Here is a 21122-nt window from a genome sequence, read left to right on the forward strand (position 1 = left end):
CGGTATCGCTGAGGATGCTTTGAAAATGATGCGATCTTCGCTGCTCCTGCTCACTCTCGGCCTGCTTCTGGCGGCTCCCGCCGCGGCGGAAGACAAGTCGTCTCCGCCCATCGATCCGGCAGGGATCACCTTCTTCGAGACAAAGATTCGCCCCGTTCTGGTGCAGCATTGCTACAGCTGCCATTCGCAGGAATCAGGAAAAGCGGAAGGAGAGCTTCGCGTCGACTCACGGGACGCCATCCGCAAGGGGGGCGATCGCGGACCGGCCGTCGTTCCGGGCGACCCGGCCTCGAGCTGGTTGTTGATCGCCGCCGCACATAAAGACGACGATCTGAAGATGCCGCCCAAGGCCGAGCGTTTGTCCGACGCCGCGCTGGCGGATCTCAGGAAGTGGATTGAGATGGGCGCGCCCGATCCGCGCGACGCCGCGTCCGCGTCGAAGCTCGCGAAAAAGGAATTCTGGGCCAGCCGGCCCATCGCCGAAGTGTCTCCTCCCGCCGTGAAGGACGGCGATTGGTCGAAAGGACCGATCGATCAGTTCGTGCTGGCGAAGCTCGAGGCCGAAGGGCTCGCTCCTTCCCCTGACGCGTCCCGCCCGACCCTCCTTCGCCGGCTCTATTTCGATCTCACCGGCCTCCCGCCGGGCCCGGCCGATCTCGCCCGCTTCCTTCAGCGATGCGACGCCGACGGCGAGGATGCGTCGCTGGCCGCCGAAGTCGATTCCCTGCTGACGACGGCGCAGTTCGGCGAGCACTGGGGACGGCACTGGCTCGACGTCGCGCGGTTCGCGGAATCGAGCGGCAAGGAAGCCAACATCACGTTCCCCTATGCCTGGCGCTACCGCGACTATGTCATCGACAGCGTCACGGCCGATGTCCCTTACGACCGCTTTCTGCAGGAGCAGATTGCCGGTGACCTCCTGCCAGCCGCCAATGACGCCGATCGGGCCCGGCTGTGGATCGCCACTGCCTTCCTCGCGATCGGTCCCAAGAATCTCGATGAAGGCAACGAGCCGCAGTTTACGGCGGATCTGATCGACGAACAGATCGACACCGTCACGCGGGCCGTGCTTTCGAATTCCGTGGCGTGCGCCCGCTGCCACGACCACAAGTTCGATCCCTTCTCCATGGAAGACTACTACGGTCTCGCCGGAGTGTTCCGCAGCACGAAGACGTATTTCGGCACGGCTGTCTCGCCGTCCAACCGCGTTGGAGGCGATCCGCTGGTCCTTCCGAAGGTCGAAGGACAGAAGGTTTTGCATGCCTCGATTCCGGCAAAGAAGGTCGAAGACCTGAAGGCGAAGCTGGCGGCCCTCCGGAAAGAAGAAGAGGAAAAGAAGGCCGCGTCGTGGAAGGCGATCCTGGAGAAGCGCGACGCCAGCGGCATCTACACCCTGCAGGACGCCCTGCGGATCTTCTGGCAGACCGGCGGCATCGAAGGAGAACTCGAACGCGTCTCCGACACGGGCGAAGCCCTGCCGCTCACGATGGGGGCGAAGGACGCCACGGAGATCAAGGACTCTCCGCTGTACGAGCGGGGTGACGTCGCGCGGGCGAAGGGGTCCGTGCCGCGGGCGATTCCCGCTTCCCTCCGTTTTGAAGGCTGCGAACCGATCCCCGCCGATCAGAGCGGCCGCCTGCAGGTCGCCCACTGGCTGACCAGTCCACAGAACCCGATCACGCCGCGCGTGTTCGTCAACCGCGTCTGGCATCACCTGATCGGCGCGGGCCTGGTCAAGTCCGTCGACAACTTCGGCTCGACCGGCGATCTGCCGAGCCATCCGGAACTGCTTGACCACCTCGCGTCCCGTTTCGTGAATGAAGGCTGGTCGCTGAAGAAACTCGTGCGGCAGATCGTCCTCTCGAGGACGTATCGGCAGTCATCGCAATTCCGTCGGGATGCGTTCGACAAAGACCCCGACAATCGCCTGGTCTGGCGGGCTGCAAAGCGCCGGCTGACCGCCGAAGCGATTCGGGATGCCATGCTGGCCACATCGGGTGAGCTCGATCCGGCCCGTCCCGACGGTTCGCTCGTCGGACGCGTGATCGGGGATCGGCCTGTGTCGCTGGTCGGCCTCGATGCGCGGCTGCCGAAGGATCTCGATGGATCGACCCAGCGCAGCGTTTATCTGCCCGTCATTCGGGATCGGCTGCCCGACATCCTCGAACTGTTTGACTTCGCAGAACCGAGCCTCGTCACCGGCGAGCGCGAGACCACGAACGTTCCGACCCAGGCGCTCTACCTGATGAACAGCCCCTTCGTGATCGCGCGCGCGAAGGCGTTCGCAGGACGACTTCAGGAAGCCACCTCATCGCCCGACGAGCAGGTCACCCAGGCGTTCCAGCTCTGCTTCGGCCGCGACCCCTTACCCGAAGAGAAGGCACGAGCGTCCGCCTTCCTCAGCCAGCCAGTGCAGGCGAAGGACGAATCGTTCGGAGTTCTGGAGGTCTTCTGTCAGTCGATGCTGTCGACGGCCGAATTTCGAAACCTCGACTGATCCCCGCTCGGGCGTCCCCCAGACCGCAATTCACATCCCTATCACGGATCCGACCATGGCGTTCATGAATCCGTTCTCGCGACGTGCGGCCCTCAAATCGATGGCCTCCGGTTTCGGCTATCTCGCATTTGCCAGCCTGGCTCAGCAGGCTGCAGCCCGGGCGAGCAGCGGCGGCTCGGCGCTCGATCCCAAGCCGACCCATTTCCCGGCCCGGGCGAAGCACGTCATCTTCCTCTGTATGAACGGCGGGCCATCGCATGTCGACCTGTTCGACTACAAGCCCGAGCTGCAGAGCCGCTCAGGGCAGGGGATGAAAGCCGGCGAGATCAACGCGCCGAAGCTCCTTGGGTCCCCCTTCAAGTTCTCGCAGCATGGCGAGTCCGGGATGTGGATCTCGGAAGTCCTGCCTGAAATTGCGAAGCATGCCGACGATCTGTGCGTCGTGCGCAGCATGCAGACCGATCTGCCGAACCATTCGCAGGCGTTCGTGCAGATGCACACCGGCAGCTTCCAGTTTGTCCGGCCGTCATTCGGCGCGTGGACGCTCTACGGCTTAGGAACGGAGAACGCGAACCTCCCCGGCTTCGTCACGCTCAATCCTCCCAGCGACAACGGCGGCGCCCGAAACTATGGCAGCGGCTTCCTCCCCTCGATCTGCCAGGCGACGAAGATCGGCACGAACCAGATTCCGGGCTTCTACGCCGCGTTCCTCAAGATCGACCAGGAGCCCGGCCCGCCGCTCAAGAACATCGTCAACGACAAGCTGACGACTGCAGGCCAGCGCTCGCAGCTCGATTTCATCCGCGACCTCAACTCCATGAAGCTCGCCCGCGACGGCTACCACCCCGAGATCGAAGGAGCCATCGAATCATTTGAACTCGCGTTCCGCATGCAGGGCGAACTGCCGGAACTGCTCGATCTCCGTGGCGAATCGGAAGAAGCTCAGGCAGCCTACGGCATCGGCGCCGGCAAGCCCACCGACCGCTTCGGCCGGCAGTGCATGCTCGCGAGGAAGATGGTCGAAGGCGGTGTCCGGTTCGTCGAGATCACCGCGCCGACCAGCTGGGACCACCACTTCCAGCTCAAGGAGAAACTGGCGGAGAGCGCCGAAATGACCGACAGGCCGGTCGCCGCGCTGCTGGCCGATCTCAAGCAGCGCGGTCTGCTGAAGGACACCCTTGTCGTCTGGGCCGGCGAGTTCGGACGCACGCCCTACATCCAGGGAGGCGCTGGACGCGATCACAACAACAAGGGGTACACGCTCTGGATGGCGGGCGGCGGCGTGAAAGGCGGACTGGCCTACGGGGAGACCGACGAAATTGGTCACGAAGCCGTCGACAAGGCGGTCCACATCCACGACTGGCACGCGACCATGCTCCATCTGCTCGGACTCGACCACACGAAACTGACATTCAACTACGCCGGCCGCGACTTCCGGCTGACCGATGTGCACGGACGCGTGGTGACGGATTTAATGTCGTGAACCCGTTGCAGACGCTGCCAGCGTCTGCCTCCGTCGACGCTGGCAGCGTCGACAACGAACGACGATCTCGTTCCGCTCACCGAGAGACGCTGATGCGCGCGATCTTCTCCTGTGTGGCCCTGCTCGCAGCTGCGGCAGCGGCCGTCGGTGGTGATGACTTCGCCTTGAAGGACGGCGACACCGTCGCCTTCTTAGGCGACAGCATCACCGCCGCCCGCGCCTACGGAAAATTCGTCGAGAACTACACCCTCCTCCGTTATCCCGATCGCAAGGTCCGGTTCTTCAACGTCGGCCGCGGAGGTGACACGGCCGCCGGGGGCCTGGCCCGTCTCAAGGAAGACGTCTTCGACCGCGGCGCGACCGTGCTCACGGTCGCTTACGGAATCAACGACATCGGCTGGGGAACGAAGGCCGATGATGAACACCGCAACCTGTACCTCAACTCGCTCCGCGAGATTTGCCGCCAGTGCAAAGAGAAGAATGTCCGGGTCTTCATCTGCTCCGCCGCGGCTACGGCCTCCGACCCCGACAAGAGCGAGAACGACTATCTGAAAAAGATGTGCGATGAAGGCATGCAGATCGGCCGCGATCACGGCGCCGGCGCGATCGATGTTCAAGGCGAGATGCGAAAGATTCAACGGCGGATCAAAGAGGCCAACGAACGCGAGAAGCCGGAGAAGGACAAGGAGCACACGCTGCATGCCAGAGACGGCATCCACCTGAACGACCTCGGCCAGGTGGCCTTCGCCTACGCCCTGCTCAAGGGGTTGGGCGCCCCCGCCGATGTGTCATCCGCCACCCTCGATGCGACAACGCTGGAGTCGGTCGCCAGCGGCTGCGCGATCACTGAGACCACCAGGGGGGCCGACTCGATCGAATTCATCCGCCTGGATGAAGGCCTCCCGCTGAACGGCGAAACCTTCTTCAGCCTCCACTTTCGCTTCGTCCCCATCCCCGACAACCTGAACCGCTATCTGCTGATGGTCACCTCGCTCGAACCGGCCCGATACAGCGTTACGGCCGACGACCGCCTCGTCGGGACGTTCTCGGCCGCAGAACTCGCCGACGGGGTGAACATCGCGTCCGCCACGGCCGACCCCTGGCAGCCCGGCGGCCCCTGGTCGGCCCAGGCGAACATCCTCCATTCCCTCACCGAGAGTCGCGACAAGCTCGACATGGCCCGCATGCTGTCCGTCGCGCATCTCAACGGTCGCGATCTCCCCACCGAGCTCGCCGGCGAAGCGATCAAGGCCAACGCCCGGATCGAGGAGATGCAGCGCCTCGTGGCCAGGCCCCGCTCCTATCGGTTTGTCATCCGCAAATCGCCCGACTCCGGCGCAAAGCCCGCTGGAGGATGAGCAGCCCGGCCTCTCAACAGAAGTCGGGCTGTTCACGCCATACCGTCTATGCCTTCAGCGCATCGCGACAGACCCGCAGCATGTTGCCGCCAAGAATCTTCTGAATCTCCTCATCCTTGTAGCCACGCATCGCGAGCCCGACGGTAAACAGCGGCCAGTTCGTCCAGGCAATCGTTTCACGCCCCATCGGCCCGCTGTCCATCGAGCCCGGTGGCCACAGCGAGGCGAACCGGGGCGCACGCTTCCGGCCCGGCTTGCCGGGCACGGACTTCGAAAACTGCGAAGTATGGGCCACGTCCGTCCCGATCGCGACATGGTCCACGCCGAACTTCTTCGCAACGTAGTCGATGTGATCGAGCAGCGCGGCAATGTCGCCGCCACGCCCCAGGAAGTTCGGGATACAGCACACGCCGACGAGCCCCCCGGTGTCGCAGATCGCCCGGATCACTTCGTCCGTCTTCGCCCGGATGTGTCCGTTGATCGCAGCACACACGGTATGGCTGGCGACCATCGGCCGGCTTGAGGCCTTCGCCGCCTCGAAGCTTGTCTTCTGCCCGCTGTGGGCCACGTCCACGATCACGCCCACCTTGTTCATCTCGGCCACCGCGGCCCGGCCCAGGTCGCTCAGGCCGCCGTTGGCCGATTCGGCGCATCCGTCCCCCAGCATGTTCCGCCGGTTGTACGTGACATGCATCATCCGGATTCCCAGCTCGAAGAAGGTGCGGATGTAGCTGAGTTCTTCGGCCACCGTATTCCATCGCTCCGGAAGCGGAACGCCGTTGCCGGTCAGGTACAGGCAGTGCTTTCCCTCGGCCCGTGCGCGGACGATGTCGTCCGGCAGCGTCGCCCGGATCAGCGTGTCGCGGAACATGTCCCCGAGATAGGTGAAGTGCGCCAGCCGCCTCATCAACCGCAGCGGGTCGTGTCCTTCCTCCCCCGCGTTCTGGAAAATACAGGTCACTCCGCTGCAGCGCATCGCTTCGCGAAACTCTTCGCGCTCCTCGTCCACCAGCGCCGCCCGGGTCATCGTCATCGTTTCGCGAAGCTCATCCAGGACCGCATCCGGCGCCCCGGCCGTCATCGCCGCCTGAATCTGCTCGACATCGACCCCCGCCCGAGGAGCAAACCCGTACGAATCGAAAACAAGACTGCCGGCGTGCAGCGCCAGGCCATGTTCCAGCTGCGCGGGCGTCGGCTTCAGCACGGCCAACGCCGCATCGCGCGACTTGATGATCCCGGCGTGCTGCGTTTCGAGCAGCGGGTGGCGAAATGCCTTTGCCGGGAGGGATTGTGCGAACGACATGCGGCCGGCCGCCAGTCCGGCGATGGTCGCGCCGCCGAGCAGCGCCCTGCGCGAGAAGACGTGACGATTCATGGAGAACTCTCAGGGGCGGTCGGTCGGGGAACAAAGAGGCGTCATCGATCTCGCGGCGCGGGCGATGAGTCCGGGGTGGCCTTCGCTTCAATGCAGATCAGGTTTTCAAATGTCCTGATCACGAGCGCTCCATCGACAACCGCCGGCGTGGCGTTCGTATGCTCGCCCAGTTCATTGCGGGCGACTTCGTCGTATTTCTCGGGTGAGGGGCGGAAGACGACGGTCGTCCCGTTCTGACTGGTGGCGTATGCCAGTCCACCCGCGAGGACGATCGACGCCCAGTGATTGTCGCCGGCCGCGCGATTCTCCCACACCACCTTTCCATTCTTCGGATCGATGCACTGGATCGTTCCAGGCCCCGCGTTGGGCCGATAGACGTAACCCTCCACGAAGATCCCCGTCCCGATGCTCTGCGGATTCTTTTCGGTATGCCACAGCCGATGGGAACTGGTGACGTCCCCCGTTCCTCCCACCCGGACGGCCATCGCCGGTCCGCCGAATCCCGCCGTGATGAACACCGAGTCCCCCACGACGAGGGGAGACGAATATGACAGGTCGCCCCCCTTGTGCCGCATGCCTTCGCTGTACCACAACAGCGTTCCGCTCGCCGGGTCATAGGCGTTCAGTCGCGTCGGCATCGAGAGCAGGAGTTGCCGCTCCCCGTTCACCGTCGTCATCACCGGCGTCGCCCACGAGCCGAAGTACCGCCTGTCGGTTGTATAGCTGCCGTCCCCGTCAACCACTTCCTGCTGTTCCCAGAGCGTCTCGCCGGTCAAGGCGTCGAACGCCGTCAGTGACACCCGCTGACCCGGTCCCGAATGCAGGTACACCCGGCCCGCTTCGATGATGGGCGACGAGCCGTAACCCCAGATGTGCTTGAACTCACCCAGATCGCGCGACCAGAGTGGCTTCCCCTCGAAGTCGTAGCAGTGCAGGCCCCCTGTCGCATGCCAGACCACGACGACCTTCCCGTTCGTGGCCGGCGTGGTCCCGGCATAGGGGTTCGTCTTGTGCGTCGGCATCACGCGGTCGACAACGACCGTCCGCTTCCAGAGTTCCTTCCCCGATGTCAGGTCCCAGGCCGACAGGCTTCGCTTTCGCCCCTCCGGATCTTCGGCACTCGTCGCCAGCACTCGCTGGCCGTGGATGATGGCGCTGCCGTTGCCCGGTTGCGGCAGGCCCACCTTCCACCGGACGTTGTCTGTCGCCGACCAGCGTGTCGGAACGTTCACAGCGTCGGTCGTGCCATTTCCGTTCGGTCCCCGAAAGGCGGGCCAGTCGGAGGCAAGGCCCTGGCAGGCCCACGCGGACGCCAACATCCACAGGCACGCTCGCAAGGAGTGCTTCATCGTCGTCCCTCCCGAATCAAACCCGGGACCCGGCCGGCAGGAGCATCCGGCGCGACACGGTCACAGGGAGACCGTGATTCCCCGAGTATCGCTTCGAAGCATCGACAGTGCGACCGTCCTGAACTCTTCGTGCGGCGAACTTTCCAGCCCCTCCCGCAACGCGGTCCAGCATTGATTTCGCCTGCCTGATGCGGGATCGTACCGTCAACTTCGGCTGCGTCGCTGGGCATGAGAGACGCGGGTCCAATCCGTCACGTTTGTCCTTATCCAGGCAGATCATGCTCACCTTGCGACGTCTCGCGCCTGCGGCCGCGCTCTTTGCTGGCTTCACGTCGACCGCATTTGCTCAGACTTCCACGTCGCCCGCGCCCGCTCAGGTGGCCGACGAAACCGTCGAATCCATCGACCCGATCGAACTGCAGAAGTCGGAAGCGGATGCCGCCTACCGGCAGCAGCAGTACGCCCGGGCCATCGAACTCACGACGGCCGTCCTCGCGAAAAAGCCGGAAGACCACGTCGCGCTCTACCTGCGGGCCAGTGCGCGGGTCGAGTTCGGTGTGCAGGCCCGCAACGCCCAGCTGATTCGCGACGGCATCAAGGACGCCCGCGACGCCATCAGCTTCGAAAAGCAGGGGAAGTCCGACTACTACCTCCCTTATCTCTACGGAATGACCAGCCTCACGATCACGGAGGCGATCCCGAAACACGCCGAGATGGCCGTCGGAATTGCCGACCAGCTCCTCGCCGACTCCCGCTACACCACCCAGGAACGGGCGAACCTCTACTACCAGCGCGGACTGGCGAACATCCAGGCCCGCAGGCCCGACGACGCGCGGGACGATTTCAAACAGGCAATCAAGCGGAAGTCCGACCACCTCGCCGCCCACGTCGCCCTTTGTAACCTGGTCAATGAAACGAAAGGACGCGACGAAGCGCTCGTCGCCTACAACCAGGCCGTTGCTTCGGTTCCGAACAGCGCCCTCCTGCTGAACAACCGTGGAATGCACTTCCATTCCATGGGACGCGAGAAAGAGGCGATCAACGACCTCAACGCCGCTTTGAAGAAGGACCCGCGTTTCATGACCGCCCTGGTCAACCGCGGGTTCATTCACATGCACGCCGGCCGTGCCGACGAGGCCGAGGCCGATCTCACGGCCGCCATTGAAATGGCCCCGAACTCCCCGCTCCCCTATACGATGCGTGGAAACGCCCGCGTCAGCCTGGGGCGCGCAGCCGATGCGATCGCCGACTACCGCAAGGTGGCCGAGATGAATCCCGAAAGCGGCATCGCCGCCGCCGATGTCGGCTTCGCGCTGTTCTTCACCGGCGACTTCGCCGGAGCCCTGACGCAGTTCGACCAGGCGCTTCAGAAAGATGCCACCATCCCGTTCCTCTCCCCCTGGCGCGTCGCCGCTGCAAAGCGGATCGGCCGGGACCTGTCCAACGATCCCGCAGTCAGGAAATCGATCGAAGCCGATGAGTCGATGCGCTCCTGGTTCGACCTCCTCACCCTCCACCAGCTCGGAAAAATCGACGACGTGATGCTGCTGGCCGCGGCCAACCCCGCCGATGCGGCCGCACTCAAGGCCCAGCAGTGCGAAGCCTACTACTTCATCGGCATCGAAATGCTCCGCCGCAAGCAGATGGATGACGCCAAGGCGTCCTTCGTCCAGGCCGTCGAAACCGAGGCGGAACGCCTCTCGGCCTATCGCGGGGCGCGGATGGCGCTTCGCGAGATCGACTCGACGAACTGAACCCTTCAGCCTCGTTCGACTTCCATCCCCGACGAGCAATCCCGGTCCCGGGCAGGCCGGGATTCACTTTTGATGCAATAATTCGGGCGTTTCACGAACGCCGCCATTTTGAGAAAGACCCTGGTTCCATCGATGTCTCTGCAGCTCGCCGAAATCCGTTCCGCCGTTGAAGCCCTGCGCGATCCGGAGCTCAATCGCACGTTCGCGGAACTGAAGTACGTGAGGACGACCGAGGAAACCGCAGGCGGCGTGCGAATCGAGATCGTCCTGCCGACTCCTGCCTACCCGCAGAAAGAGCGGATCTCCACGCTGGTGAAGGAAGCTGCCTCAAGGGCGGGCGCCGGCAATGTCGAAGTCATCCTCTCGTCGGAAGTCCGCGGGAAGAACACCGGCGCGAGCGTCGGGTTGTCGATCAAGAACATCATCGCGGTCGGCAGTGGCAAGGGGGGCGTTGGAAAGTCGACCATCGCGACCGCCCTCGCCTACGGGCTCAAGCATTTCGGCGCCTCGGTCGGCCTGATGGACGCCGACGTCTACGGTCCCAGCGTCCCCCACCTGGTCGGCGCCCAGGGACAGCCAGCCATCCGGCAGATCCCACTCGAAGACGGTCGGGTGATGGAACGGATCATTCCCATCGAGGCCGACGGACTGAAGCTGATGTCCATGGGCTTCATGCTGAAGGAAGATCAGGCGGTCATCTGGCGCGGCCCCATGCTGCACAAGGCTCTTACCCAGTTCCTCCAGCAGACCGACTGGGGCCAGCTTGACTACCTGATCATCGATATGCCGCCCGGAACCGGCGACGTCGCGATCACGCTCTCGCAGATGGTCGGCCTGGCCGGGGCGATCGTCGTCTGCACGCCGCAGCAGGTCGCCCTGCTCGATGCCATCAAGGCGATCAACATGTACCGCACCGTGAAAATCCCGATCCTGGGCATGGTGGAAAACATGAGCGGCGAAATCTTCGGCCGCGGCGGCGCGCAGAAGAAGGCCCAGGAACTCGGCATTCCGTTCCTCGGCGAGGTCCCTTCCGATGCATCGGTTCGCATCAAGGGAGACGAGGGGCGGATGTCGGCCCTCTTCAGCGAGAACAACCCGGCCCGGCCGGCTCTCGAACATGTCACCAGCCGCGCGGCGCTCGAACTCGTCAAACAGCTTCTAGCGGCTCCGGCCGCCCCAATGCTCGAAATCATCTGACCTTCGCGCTCGGGAACGAGCGTCTGCAAATTTGCGACGGCGAGCGGGACGACGTGATCCGTCGGCCTGACCTCAACGTTGACATCCCGGGCGGAGAACAACGAAAAAGTCGATTGACCACCTGCACCGGGCGGAGAGCAGCCGGGCGCCGGGCATTCTCACTGCACATTCCACTTCCAACCTGACCAAGGACGCTTCCTATGCTTCGCTTACGCTTCGCGGCAGCCCTCGTGGCGCTCGCCGTCGGAGGCCTTGCCTCAGCGGCCGATTCGCCTCTCTCCGCACTGTCCGGTTCGACCGACGTCCTCGTGCGCATCAAGGCCCCGAAGACCACCGTCGACAAGGCCGCCTCGCTCGTCGAAGCCGTCCAGCCCGGCTTCGGGGCAATGGTCCGTCAGAACGCCGTGGCCCTCGGCGCCCTCATCTCCAATCCGACTCTCGCCGGCGTCGACCAGTCGAAAGACTGGTACATCGCCGTCTCCACGAAGGGCCAGGAAGAGCCCTCGGTCGTCTTCGGCGTTCCCGTGACGGACGTCGCCGCCGCTCAGCAGGCTCTCGGCGACGGAATGAAGTCCAAGGCCCACGGAACGTGGCTCTACTATTCGGAAGACGAAGCCGCGCTCCCCGCATCGGCCACCGCCTCCACCGCGATCGAAAACGCGATGAAAGGTGAGCCAGCCACCGTTTTTGACAAGGGCGACATCGCCGTCTACGTCAACCTCGCCCACCTCGTCGAAGCCTACGGCGATCAGATCACCGGCGGTGTCGAGCAGATCAAGCAGGGGCTTTCGCAGATTCCGCCTCAGCCCGGCGTTGATGCGGCGGCCATGCAGAAGATGTACGCCGACTTGATCGACTACGCCGTCCAGGGCGTGCGCGACTCCGTCCAGTGCACAATCGCCCTCAATGTCGGAGCCGAAGGCATCACCTTTGAAGACTTCGCCTCCTTCAAGGCCGGATCGGAAACCTCGAAGCTCCTCGGCAGCCAGGCCGCCAGCGCCATGGACCTCGCCGGGAAGATGCCGGCCGACGCCGTCATGATCTTCGGCGCCAGCGGCGACACCCAGCGGATCATCAACTGGGGAATGGAGATGACGAAGACGGTGTCGGCCCAGACACCCGAAGCGAAAAAGGCGATGGAAGACTTCGTCAAGGGCGTGCAGGCGCTCAAGTTTGGTTCGATGGTCGGCGCCATGTCGCTTCAGCAGGGCGACGCAGGCCTCTTCAAGAACGTCGTCGTGATGGAAGTCAGCGACGCCCAGAAGTACAAGGATCTCGCCCGCTCGATGGCGAAGGCCATGGGAAAGGTCGAGACGCAGGGCCTCAAGCAGGAAACGACGATCGAAACCGATGCCGAGTCCTACGGCTCCGCCAAGGCCGACGTCGTCACGGTGAAGCAGGAGTTTGATGAGACCGTCGATCCCACCGGCGCTGCCCGACAGGCCCAGGCGCTGATGTTCGGACCCGATGGAATCCAGAGCCGCGTCGTCTACCAGAAGGATCGATTCATCACCACGGTCGGCGGCGGCAAGGAATCGATGACGAACGCCCTCAAGGCGGTCGACAGCTCGACGAAGTCGGAAGCAGTCACGAAGTTCCGCAAGGGACTTATCGATGCCCCGAACGTCCTGTTCCTGGTCGACGTGCCGGGACTCATCGTCCAGGGAATGCGAGTCGCCTCGGCCATTCCGGCCGTGCCGCTCAATATCAACCCCGCCATGCTCGACAGCCTCAAGTTCGAGAAGTCGTTCATGGGCTTTGCAGCCGCCGCCGAGAAGGATGCCGTCCGCGCCCGCACGCGGATCCCGGTCGAGCAGCTGCGGTCGCTCTTCAGCCTCGTGATGACCGCTCAGGCCATGCAGCAGCAGCAGCAGAACTGAGTGCTTCGCGAGAGCGTCCCGGAGATCCAATCCCGCAGGTCGAACGACCTGCGGGATTTTTTTGCGCCCAGGCCCCGCTCACGTGGCGTCCTCGAGTTCGTCGCCCCCCTTCGGCTTGATGCACTCGACGATCACAGTGTCGATCACGAGCTGCGTGACGTGGTACATCAGCATCGGAAACACGGCGAAGGGAAGCCCCAGACGCCCCAGCAAAGCCGGATCGCGGGCGATCAAGATGCCGATCGGCAGCGTCTTCTGGCTGGCGGCAAAGGCGGCCGCGATGCGGTCTCCACGTGCATAGCCAAGCCAGCGTCCCCCCCACGCTCCGAGCACCAGTCCGACGACGTGCAGCCCCGTGCAACTGGCCCACGCGATGCCCGCCGCGATCCAGCCGTCGCGGTCCCCCTCGGCCACTCCCTGGCTCACCTGCGGGCCCGCCGTAATGCACACCCAGACGATCTGCAGAGCAATGCACGCCTGCGCAAGGTTGCTGAACGCCGACTTGTGACGATCAGCCAGGCCCGCGGCCGCAGGGTGAAGTCGCACCAGCTGACCGATCACGATCGGAATGAAACTGCCGATGATCAGCGGGACCATCATCTGCCCCGCCGCGAGATTGAGCTGCTCCCCCGAAGCGATCCCCAGCCAGAACGGCGCGATGACGAAACACAGCCCGTTCGTGATCGTCGTCACCAGGAGCGAGATCGCATCGTTCCCACCCGCACTCCTCGTCCACATCGAGGCCGCCGCCATCGTGCAGGGAACCGAGGCGGCGATCATCAGCCCGATTCGGAAATCGGCGACCGGCTGGAACGCCATCATCGGCCAGGCCAGCAGCGGAATCACTCCGGCGTTCACGATCGACGCCCAGAGCACCGCCCTCGGCGAACGGATTGCCGCCACGATCCGGCTGTTGTCGAGCGTGAACGACATCAGGAACAGGATCAGCGCCGCAAGCCCGCGGCTCATCCACGATCCGACCGTCGCATTGAATCGCTCGACATCCGCCGGGCTCATGCCGCGGCCGATGCTGAATCCGGCCGGAACGAGGACGCAGACGCTGATGACGAACCAGTGATGGCGGAGGAAACGCAACATCCGCGGAGGCTAGCACGACGCCCGTCTGCGACAAACGCCGACCCGCAGGCCAACCACGCCGCCGCGAATCCCTATTTTTCCGCAGCCCGCTTTTTCAGCGGGCGACTGATCAGCATCTTGAGCTTCGACTTCGGTGAGACCAGCTTCTTCGCGAGGATGTCGTCTTCCGTGAACTTCGCGAGCAGCACTTCGCCATCCGTCGCCCGGTTCCGGTCGTAGGAGATGAAGATCGTTCCGTCCGGGGCCTGGAATCCATCGGGATACGAGACGCCTTTCCGCTCATCCAGGATCAGGCCCCCCTCCCACGTTTTTCCCTCGTCGGACGAGAGCCAGGCGCTCAGTTTGACCCGGCCATTGTGATCGTCCACCTGGTCGCCGTGCTTCACCAGCAGCAGCCGGCCCGAGGCGAGCCGACGAATATGAAACCGAGCCGCCGGCTGGCGAATGCCCGGAGGCTCGGTCGGCTCAGCCCAGGTCCGTCCCCCGTCCGTCGACGTCGTCTGCATGAGACCTTTCGCGGTCCGGGCCAGCATCCACAGGCTCCCGTCCTTCCGCTCGACGATCATGTGTTCATGCCAGTCGGGATTCGGAAAGGTCGCCGCCCCCCGCCGCTCCCAGGTCGCCCCCTGGTCTTTCGAGACGAAAACATTCGCCCCGCGGACCGGATCGAGGTCCTTGAACAGCCCCTGGAACTGCCGGAAGCCTTCCCGCTGATCGAGCGAAACCGGAAGCATCCACTCGCCCGTCGAGAGCACGGTCGGCTTGTTGAGCGTCACGCCATGCCAGATCCGCTTCGGGGACGACCAGGTCGGCTCGTCCGCGTCGGGGTTCTCGCAGATCGCCGCCCACACGCCGGCCCGACCGTCGAACATGTCCATCGACTGGTCGAAGATCAGCCACAGACGGCCCAGCGGATCCGTCCACAGGTTCCCGACGAGAATGCTGCGATCCATCGGCAGCGATTTCGAATGGGAATCGACGACCAGTCGCGGCTTCGACCAGGTTTCCCCGTCGTCGTCGCTCGTCGCCAGCACGAAAAACGCCTTGGGGCTGTCGCCTCCCGCCACCCAGCAGGCCCACAGCCGCCCCTTCGGCGTGCGCTCGATCCCGATCGTCATCCCGTAGTCGAGCTGGTCGTAGTCGTATTTCGGAAGGGGAGACGTGTTCAGCGTCGGCGGAATCAGCGCGAAGTCGGCGATCCGCCGCATCACGTCGAGCTCGAACCCTCTCACTTCCGCCGGAGACATCCCTGCGAATCGCCGGGCGTCCTCATCAGCCGCAAAAACGTGCGGGCAGCAGGCGACGCCGAGACTGGATGTGAGAACGATGAGAGCGCGGGCGAGGTTTGGCATGCCCGCCAGTGTGCCATGAACCGGCAAAACAATCGACCGCCCGGAGGGGGCGGGCGGTCGATCGGGTCAGGTCATCGGCCGTTCAGAACTCACCAACCGGCTTCCCGTCGTCGCGGAGAGCCAGCTTCTGGTACGTCGTGTCCGCGATCTGGAAGTAGTTCGTCACCGAGACCGTCCCCTTCACGTAATCGATGTTCTCGCTGATGAACCGCACGGCGCCGTCTCCCATCACGAAGTGCGCCCCGCCGACATGGTTGCTGCTGAAACCGCGAACATCATGCTCGCCGCCGACCAGCGCGTTGATGCCGTTATACGTCAGCCCGACCGCGGCCATGCTGTTCCCCTTCTGGCCGTAGCTCGTGTCCTGCACGTTGTTCGAGGCCGAGAAACCGATCACGGTCGCCCCGCCAACCTTGTTCGCGTTCTTGTAGATGAAGGCCCGTTCCCCCACGAGGATCGTATTGCTCGATCCGTCGGTGATGTCCCGGAAGTTGATCTTCGAATTGGCGAATCCCAGCCCGTGGGCCGGCCCATACTGCACCGGGTAAACGTGAGGCGTCGTGCTGTCCCACGCGTTCGCCATCATCGCGTAGTTCGATTTCGCGATCGAATACGGGTTCGTCCCGTCCGTCACCCGGAAGTTGTAACGATTGGATGCGGCCACGAAGTCGTTGAGTGCCGGCCCCGGATCAGAGGCACAGCTGAAAGCCGGCAGCGCCGTCTGCAACGCCGTCCGCGTCGTGGCATTGGCAAGGTTGGTTTCCAGGTACACGTTCCCGACGTTCAGCAGGTTGAACAGCGGCGCCTGGTCGACATACGGCAGGATGAACGCCCCCCACGAATACAGACCCAGCTCGCCGATGTTGCAGTTGCCCGTCCAGGCGGCCGTCGTCAGGCACGGCGTTCTTGAGATATAGGCCGGCGGGAACGCGTTATAGACGTCGTGGTAGTTATGCATCGCCAACCCGATCTGCTTCAGGTTGTTTTTGCACTGGGTCCGACGGGCCGCCTCGCGGGCCTGCTGAACCGCCGGGAGAAGAAGCGCGATCAGGATCGCAATGATTGCGATGACGACGAGCAATTCGATCAGTGTGAAGCCAGGGGAGCGGAGAGGCTCGGCCCGGCGGATGTGACGCAGCGACATACCGGAAAACTCCTCGATGAAATGATGAAGAGCGCCAGACGTGCAGGAGTCATGGTCAGGGATCGCTTGTCATGAACAGCGAAGAAATCCCCGCAGCGGAGCAGTCAATGAAGCGACGGGTGTCGAACTGTCGTTGCAACAGCCCTGGACCGTCGTTGGCCGTTACTTCTTCGCCGTCGTCGAGACGGCGTCGATGTTGAACTCGTTCTTTCCAGGCTTGACCTCCAGTTTGAGATCGGATTTCGCTCCGAACGCCGCAGGAATCTTCGGGCCCGAATCGTCGAGACCCCATTCCAGGTGGACACGGTTCGGACCGACTTTCACTCCTTCCTTGTCGATCCGATACATCGCCTTGTAGTGGCCCGATTCGTCCGCTTTCCCCAGGGAAGGACGACCAACCTCCGGTTTGAAATAGATCGTGACCCCTTTCAGCGGCTGGGAATCCAGCGTCACCACGCCCTGAACGTAACCCAGTTCCGGCATGTCGGCCGCCTCATCGGAACAGCCCGAGAGCAACAGCCCAGCCACTGCAAAGAGACAAACCGCACGTGCCATGGACCGTCCTTTGAAAGAGGACTCGGAATTCCACTGCCGACGTTGAAGTGCTCCCTGAATTCTGCCCGTCACAGGAAGAAGCGTCAATGCGGCGAATCACAGGCAGCGTCACTTCACCAGAGCAAGAAGCCGAAGGAATCCAATCCACCTGCCCATCGCTTCCCGACTCCGAGTACCCGATTCCCCTCCCGGTTGCGCGCAACCCCTCCCCTTTCCATAGAGGAGGAGATTCATGCGCAATCACCATCGAACCGACCACCCGCACAAATCAACCACCAACTCCACCGTTCCGCTCACGTTGCGCGCCGGCGCACGCCAACTCCCCACCTCGCACGGCTCGCGGAAAAGAGGGCAAGAAGCATGGACCGCCCCCTGCCACCGTTCTTCTTGGTCTCCATGCTCTCCTTCCTTCGCTCGGCCATCGTGTCCGCAGCCTCCCTCGGGCACGACCCGGAAGGCACGCCTTGACGCACCGGGCTACACTAATACCCCGGCCTGCGCCGGCGATTCGCACTCCCCGTCGGTCTCCTGCTGTTCGCCCCTGTGACACGTACCCGCCTGCTACTTTCCGGCCTCAAGCACTACTGGAGGTCGCATGTCGCCGTCGCGCTGGGGACGGCGATCGCGGTGGCCGTCCTCGCCGGCGCCCTGGTCGTCGGCGATTCCGTCCGGGCGAGCCTCAGGGCGATGACGCTCGACCGCCTCGGGGGCGTCGACTTCGCAATGACGGGACCGCGGTTTGTTCGGGAGCAACTGGCCGATGACGTCGCCCGGGCCGCTCGTGAGGCGGGGCTCCCCTCCCAGACCGCTCCCGCCTTGATGATGACCGGCGCCCTGGAATCGGGGTCTGACGATTCGCGTCGACGCGCCGCCGGAACGCAGATCATCGGCTGCGATCAGCGGCTGTGGGACATGTTCGTCCACGGAGGCCTCGCGGCCCCGAAGGAGGATGAAGTCATTCTCAGCCCACGGGCGGCGGAGAACCTGCGGGTCAAGCCCGGCGACAGCGTTTCACTTTTCATCGAACTCCCCCCGACGATACCCAGGGACTCCCTGCTCGGAGACCGCGAGCAGACGGTCACCGAAGTTCCACTGCGCGTCGCGGCGATCGCCGACGTCGCCACGTCGATGGCCCGCTTCGGACTGAATCCTTCCCAGCAGCTCCCACAGAATGCATTCGTCAATCTCGACCACCTGCAGGATCAGCTCGGCCTCGCCGCCGTGCCCGTGTCGCGGACGAATCCGACCGAAAAGGTCGCGCGGGTGAATGCCATCTTCTTTCACGACGAACACCCCCCCGCGAGATCGGGAGAGAAGAGCGGGGAAGGAGCGTCGACAGCGGTCCGGCTCACAAAGGCTGTCCATGATTCGACGACGCTCACCGACCTCTCGCTGCGAATCGTTCCGCACGAAGACCGGGGCTACGTCTCGCTCGAGAGTGAGCAGATGATGCTCGATAACGGCACGTCGCGCGGGGCGCTGCGGACGGCGGCCGGATTGGGCCGACGGGCTTTTCCGGTACTCGTCTACCTGTTCAATCGGATCGCGAACCAGTCGAAGCCGGAACGGCACTCCATGTACGGCGTCATCGCCGGCGTTGATCTCAAACAGACAGCCCCGCGCGATCCGCAGTGGGACGAGGTGAAGTTCGCCCCCGTCGATCCGCGACGGACCAAAGAGCCGGTCGATGTGGTGCTGAACGAATGGCTGGCGACCGATCTGGAAGCGAAGGTCGGCGACCTGCTGACGGCCCGGTACCACCAGGTCGGCGACAAGGGGGAACTGCCCGAGCTGCAGCGAACCTTCCGCGTGGCGGCCGTCGTCCCCATGTCCACCCCGTGGGATGACCGCGGTCTCACTCCGACCGTCCCCGGAATCACCGATGCCGAAACGTTCCGCGACTGGCGACAGCCGTTCCCGATGAAAATGGACCAGATCACCGATCGGGACGAGCAGTTCTGGAAAGAGCACCGCGCCACGCCGAAAGTATTCGTGCCGCTGGCGACGGCCCAGGCACTGTTTCGCAGCCGGTACGGTGACGCGACGTCCGTACACATCATCGCCGGTGAAGGAGAATCAGCCACAGACCTCGCGACGAAGTTCGATCAACAGTACCGGGCCGATCTCGAGCAGATGCTGACCGGCATGGCCGTCGCGCCCGTGAAAGAGCAGGGGCTGCTGGCCGCACAGGGGACGACCGACTTCGCCGGGCTGTTCCTGGGATTCAGCTTCTTTCTCATTGCCGCAGCGGCCATTCTCGTGGCGCTGCTGTTTCGCCTGGGCGTCGAGCGCCGGATCAGGGAGCTTGGCCTGCTGACGGCCATCGGGTGGACGCCGAAAGCGATCCGCCGACATGCCCTCGGCGAGGCGCTGCTGGTCGTCCATGCCGGGGCGCTCCTCGGTCTCCCCCTGGCGATCGGCTACGCGGCCCTGATGATCTACGGCCTGAAGACCTGGTGGAATGCTGCGGTCGGAACACAGTTCCTGTTCCTGTCGGTCGATCCTGTACGACTCATTGTGGGAGGCGTGGCTGCGATCGTGATTGCCGTGATCTCGGTCCTGCTCGCAATCCGATCGATCCGGAAGATCTCGCCGCGGGCCATGCTGGGGGGTGTCGTCGAAGCGGAGAAAACGACCTCCTCGCCGGAGCACGTCCGTTGGCGGGGGTGGGAGACGCCGGCCATTTGCGGCCTGCTGTCAGTTGTGCTGGTCCTCGCCTCGCAATCCGGAATGGTCCCGGCGACGGAAGCCTTCGCCGGCATCTCCTACACGGCGGTGATGTTCTTCCTGAGTGGCGGCCTGGCCCTCGCGGCGGGCATGACGTTGTTCTCCGCGCTGCTCCGCAAACCGGCCGGAAGCTCTCAAGGCATCTCCATGCTGCGGCTTTGCCTGCGAAACGCGGCACGCAACCCGCGGCGCAGCGCGATGACGGCCGGGCTCGTCGCGGCGGCGACGTTCCTCGTGACGGCGGTCGCGTCGGGGCGTCGCAATCCGGCGGTCGAATTGCCGGACCGCGCATCAGGCAACGGCGGCTTCCTCCTGGTCGCCGAAAGCAGCACGCCGATCCTGTTCGACCTGAACACACCGGCGGGGCGCGCTCAGATCGGCGTCGACCGCGACCCGGAACGCTGGTCAAAACTGAAGTTCGTGCAGTTCCGCGTGCAGCCGGGGGAGAACGCCAGCTGTCTCAACCTTTATCAGACTTCCCTGCCGACGATCCTGGCCATCCCGGACGCAGCGATCCGGAAGTTCGCCAACGAGTCGCGGTTCAAGTTCATCGGAATGACTCCGGCGGAAGGCTGGAATCGCCTGCTGGAGGGAATTCCAGACGGACCCGTCCCCGTCCTGGGAGATGTCAACACCCTGCAGTACAGCCTCCACAAAGGGCCCGGCGACCGCGTGAAGCTGGACGATGCCCCGACCCGGAAAGGCCGCGAGCTTCATATCTCGGGAATGTTCGATGGCAGCGTGTTTCAGGGAGTGCTGCTGATGGCCGAATCGAAGTTTCTGGAACTGTTCCCTGAACGGGCCGGCTTTCAGTATTTCCTGGTCGAGTCCGCCGGCGTTGCGGACAGCGCCGAGGCCAGACAGGAAGCCGCGTCGATCAGCGACCTCCTGGAATCACAGCTGCGCGACTACGGCCTCGATGCCGAGCCGGTCGCCGATCGGCTTGCCGACTTCCTGGCCGTCCAGAACACCTACCTCTCGACGTTCCAGACACTCGGTGGCCTCGGTCTGTTGCTCGGCGTCTTCGGAGTCAGCGCCGTGATGCTCAGAAACATCTTCGAGCGACGCAGCGAGATTGCCCTCCTGCGGGCCGTCGGCTGGCGGCACGCACGGACCGGATTCACGATCCTGGGCGAGAACCTGCTGCTCGTGGGATGGGGCCTCTTCGTCGGTATCGGTTCGGCCCTGCTCGCCATGGCGCCCCACCTCGCCAGCACCGGTGCGCAGCCTCCCTGGCGCGGCCTCGGCCTGCTGGCGGTCGCGGTCCTGGCCGCAGGCGGACTCACGGCGATCTTTGCGATGCGGGGCGCGCTGGCGACCCCGATTGTCGCCGCGCTGCGGGATGAATAACGA

Annotated in this window: 13 protein-coding genes; 7 read left to right on the plus strand and 6 right to left on the minus strand. The window is 64.2% G+C overall.

The genetic code is table 11. From position 1 onward, the window contains the following. Positions 1-25: 25 nt before the first annotated feature. From Pan44_RS01765 to Pan44_RS01775, 3 genes are all read left to right on the plus strand, one after another. Positions 26-2497, plus strand: a complete 2472-nt coding sequence (locus tag Pan44_RS01765; protein WP_145026656.1) for a PSD1 and planctomycete cytochrome C domain-containing protein — start codon at positions 26-28, stop codon at positions 2495-2497. A gap of 64 nt (positions 2498-2561) precedes the next feature. After that, positions 2562-3980 (plus strand): DUF1501 domain-containing protein, encoded by a 1419-nt coding sequence (locus Pan44_RS01770; RefSeq protein WP_145034887.1) that lies wholly within the window; start codon positions 2562-2564, stop codon positions 3978-3980. A 92-nt stretch (positions 3981-4072) separates the two neighbouring features. Further along, on the plus strand, positions 4073-5338 hold the full coding sequence (locus tag Pan44_RS01775) for an SGNH/GDSL hydrolase family protein (protein ID WP_145026658.1): 1266 nt from the start codon (positions 4073-4075) through the stop codon (positions 5336-5338). Between the two features lie 46 nt (positions 5339-5384). On the opposite strand, the gene Pan44_RS01780 is transcribed toward Pan44_RS01775, so the two are convergent. Further along, entirely contained in the window at positions 5385-6713 is a 1329-nt protein-coding gene (locus Pan44_RS01780) for a dipeptidase (protein WP_145026660.1), read from the minus strand. Between the two features lie 41 nt (positions 6714-6754). Then, positions 6755-8062: a PQQ-binding-like beta-propeller repeat protein gene (locus Pan44_RS01785; protein ID WP_145026662.1), complete on the minus strand. Its 1308-nt coding sequence runs from the start codon at positions 8060-8062 to the stop codon at positions 6755-6757. A 278-nt stretch (positions 8063-8340) separates the two neighbouring features. Between Pan44_RS01785 and Pan44_RS01790 the strand changes: the two genes are divergently transcribed. The 3 genes from Pan44_RS01790 (at position 8341) to Pan44_RS01800 (ending at position 12893) form a co-directional block, all read left to right on the plus strand. Next, positions 8341-9816 (plus strand): tetratricopeptide repeat protein, encoded by a 1476-nt coding sequence (locus tag Pan44_RS01790; RefSeq protein ID WP_197453759.1) that lies wholly within the window; start codon positions 8341-8343, stop codon positions 9814-9816. 132 nt (positions 9817-9948) lie between these two features. After that, positions 9949-11013, plus strand: a complete 1065-nt coding sequence (locus Pan44_RS01795; protein WP_145026666.1) for an Mrp/NBP35 family ATP-binding protein — start codon at positions 9949-9951, stop codon at positions 11011-11013. A gap of 200 nt (positions 11014-11213) precedes the next feature. After that, entirely contained in the window at positions 11214-12893 is a 1680-nt protein-coding gene (locus Pan44_RS01800; protein WP_145026668.1) for a hypothetical protein, read from the plus strand. 78 nt (positions 12894-12971) lie between these two features. Here the strand turns inward: Pan44_RS01800 and Pan44_RS01805 are convergent, their stop codons facing one another. From Pan44_RS01805 to Pan44_RS01820, 4 genes are all read right to left on the minus strand, one after another. Further along, the gene (locus Pan44_RS01805; RefSeq protein ID WP_145026670.1) at positions 12972-13991 is read right to left on the minus strand and encodes a bile acid:sodium symporter family protein; all 1020 of its coding nucleotides are present in this window, start codon (positions 13989-13991) and stop codon (positions 12972-12974) included. 71 nt (positions 13992-14062) lie between these two features. Then, entirely contained in the window at positions 14063-15343 is a 1281-nt protein-coding gene (locus Pan44_RS01810) for a sialidase family protein (protein WP_145026672.1), read from the minus strand. An 82-nt stretch (positions 15344-15425) separates the two neighbouring features. Further along, positions 15426-16487 (minus strand): DUF1559 domain-containing protein, encoded by a 1062-nt coding sequence (locus tag Pan44_RS01815; RefSeq protein ID WP_145026674.1) that lies wholly within the window; start codon positions 16485-16487, stop codon positions 15426-15428. Positions 16488-16649: 162 nt separating this feature from the next. Continuing rightward, entirely contained in the window at positions 16650-17042 is a 393-nt protein-coding gene (locus Pan44_RS01820) for a hypothetical protein (protein WP_145026676.1), read from the minus strand. Between the two features lie 543 nt (positions 17043-17585). On the opposite strand from Pan44_RS01820, the gene Pan44_RS01825 reads away from it, so the two are divergent. Further along, entirely contained in the window at positions 17586-21119 is a 3534-nt protein-coding gene (locus Pan44_RS01825; RefSeq protein ID WP_145026678.1) for an ABC transporter permease, read from the plus strand. The last annotated feature ends 3 nt before the right edge of the window (positions 21120-21122 follow it).

Source organism: Caulifigura coniformis (assembly GCF_007745175.1).
Classification (GTDB): domain Bacteria; phylum Planctomycetota; class Planctomycetia; order Planctomycetales; family Planctomycetaceae; genus Caulifigura; species Caulifigura coniformis.

What these genes read in the sequence shown, in the direction of transcription:
- Pan44_RS01765 (WP_145026656.1), top strand. Translation starts at nt 26, where the DNA reads ATGATGCGATCTTCGCTGCTCCTGCTCACTCTCGGCCTGCTTCTGGCG.
- Pan44_RS01770 (WP_145034887.1), top strand. Translation starts at nt 2,562, where the DNA reads ATGAATCCGTTCTCGCGACGTGCGGCCCTCAAATCGATGGCCTCCGGT.
- Pan44_RS01775 (WP_145026658.1), top strand. Translation starts at nt 4,073, where the DNA reads ATGCGCGCGATCTTCTCCTGTGTGGCCCTGCTCGCAGCTGCGGCAGCG.
- Pan44_RS01780 (WP_145026660.1), bottom strand. Translation starts at nt 6,713, where the DNA reads ATGAATCGTCACGTCTTCTCGCGCAGGGCGCTGCTCGGCGGCGCGACC.
- Pan44_RS01785 (WP_145026662.1), bottom strand. Translation starts at nt 8,062, where the DNA reads ATGAAGCACTCCTTGCGAGCGTGCCTGTGGATGTTGGCGTCCGCGTGG.
- Pan44_RS01790 (WP_197453759.1), top strand. Translation starts at nt 8,341, where the DNA reads ATGCTCACCTTGCGACGTCTCGCGCCTGCGGCCGCGCTCTTTGCTGGC.
- Pan44_RS01795 (WP_145026666.1), top strand. Translation starts at nt 9,949, where the DNA reads ATGTCTCTGCAGCTCGCCGAAATCCGTTCCGCCGTTGAAGCCCTGCGC.
- Pan44_RS01800 (WP_145026668.1), top strand. Translation starts at nt 11,214, where the DNA reads ATGCTTCGCTTACGCTTCGCGGCAGCCCTCGTGGCGCTCGCCGTCGGA.
- Pan44_RS01805 (WP_145026670.1), bottom strand. Translation starts at nt 13,991, where the DNA reads ATGTTGCGTTTCCTCCGCCATCACTGGTTCGTCATCAGCGTCTGCGTC.
- Pan44_RS01810 (WP_145026672.1), bottom strand. Translation starts at nt 15,343, where the DNA reads ATGCCAAACCTCGCCCGCGCTCTCATCGTTCTCACATCCAGTCTCGGC.
- Pan44_RS01815 (WP_145026674.1), bottom strand. Translation starts at nt 16,487, where the DNA reads ATGTCGCTGCGTCACATCCGCCGGGCCGAGCCTCTCCGCTCCCCTGGC.
- Pan44_RS01820 (WP_145026676.1), bottom strand. Translation starts at nt 17,042, where the DNA reads ATGGCACGTGCGGTTTGTCTCTTTGCAGTGGCTGGGCTGTTGCTCTCG.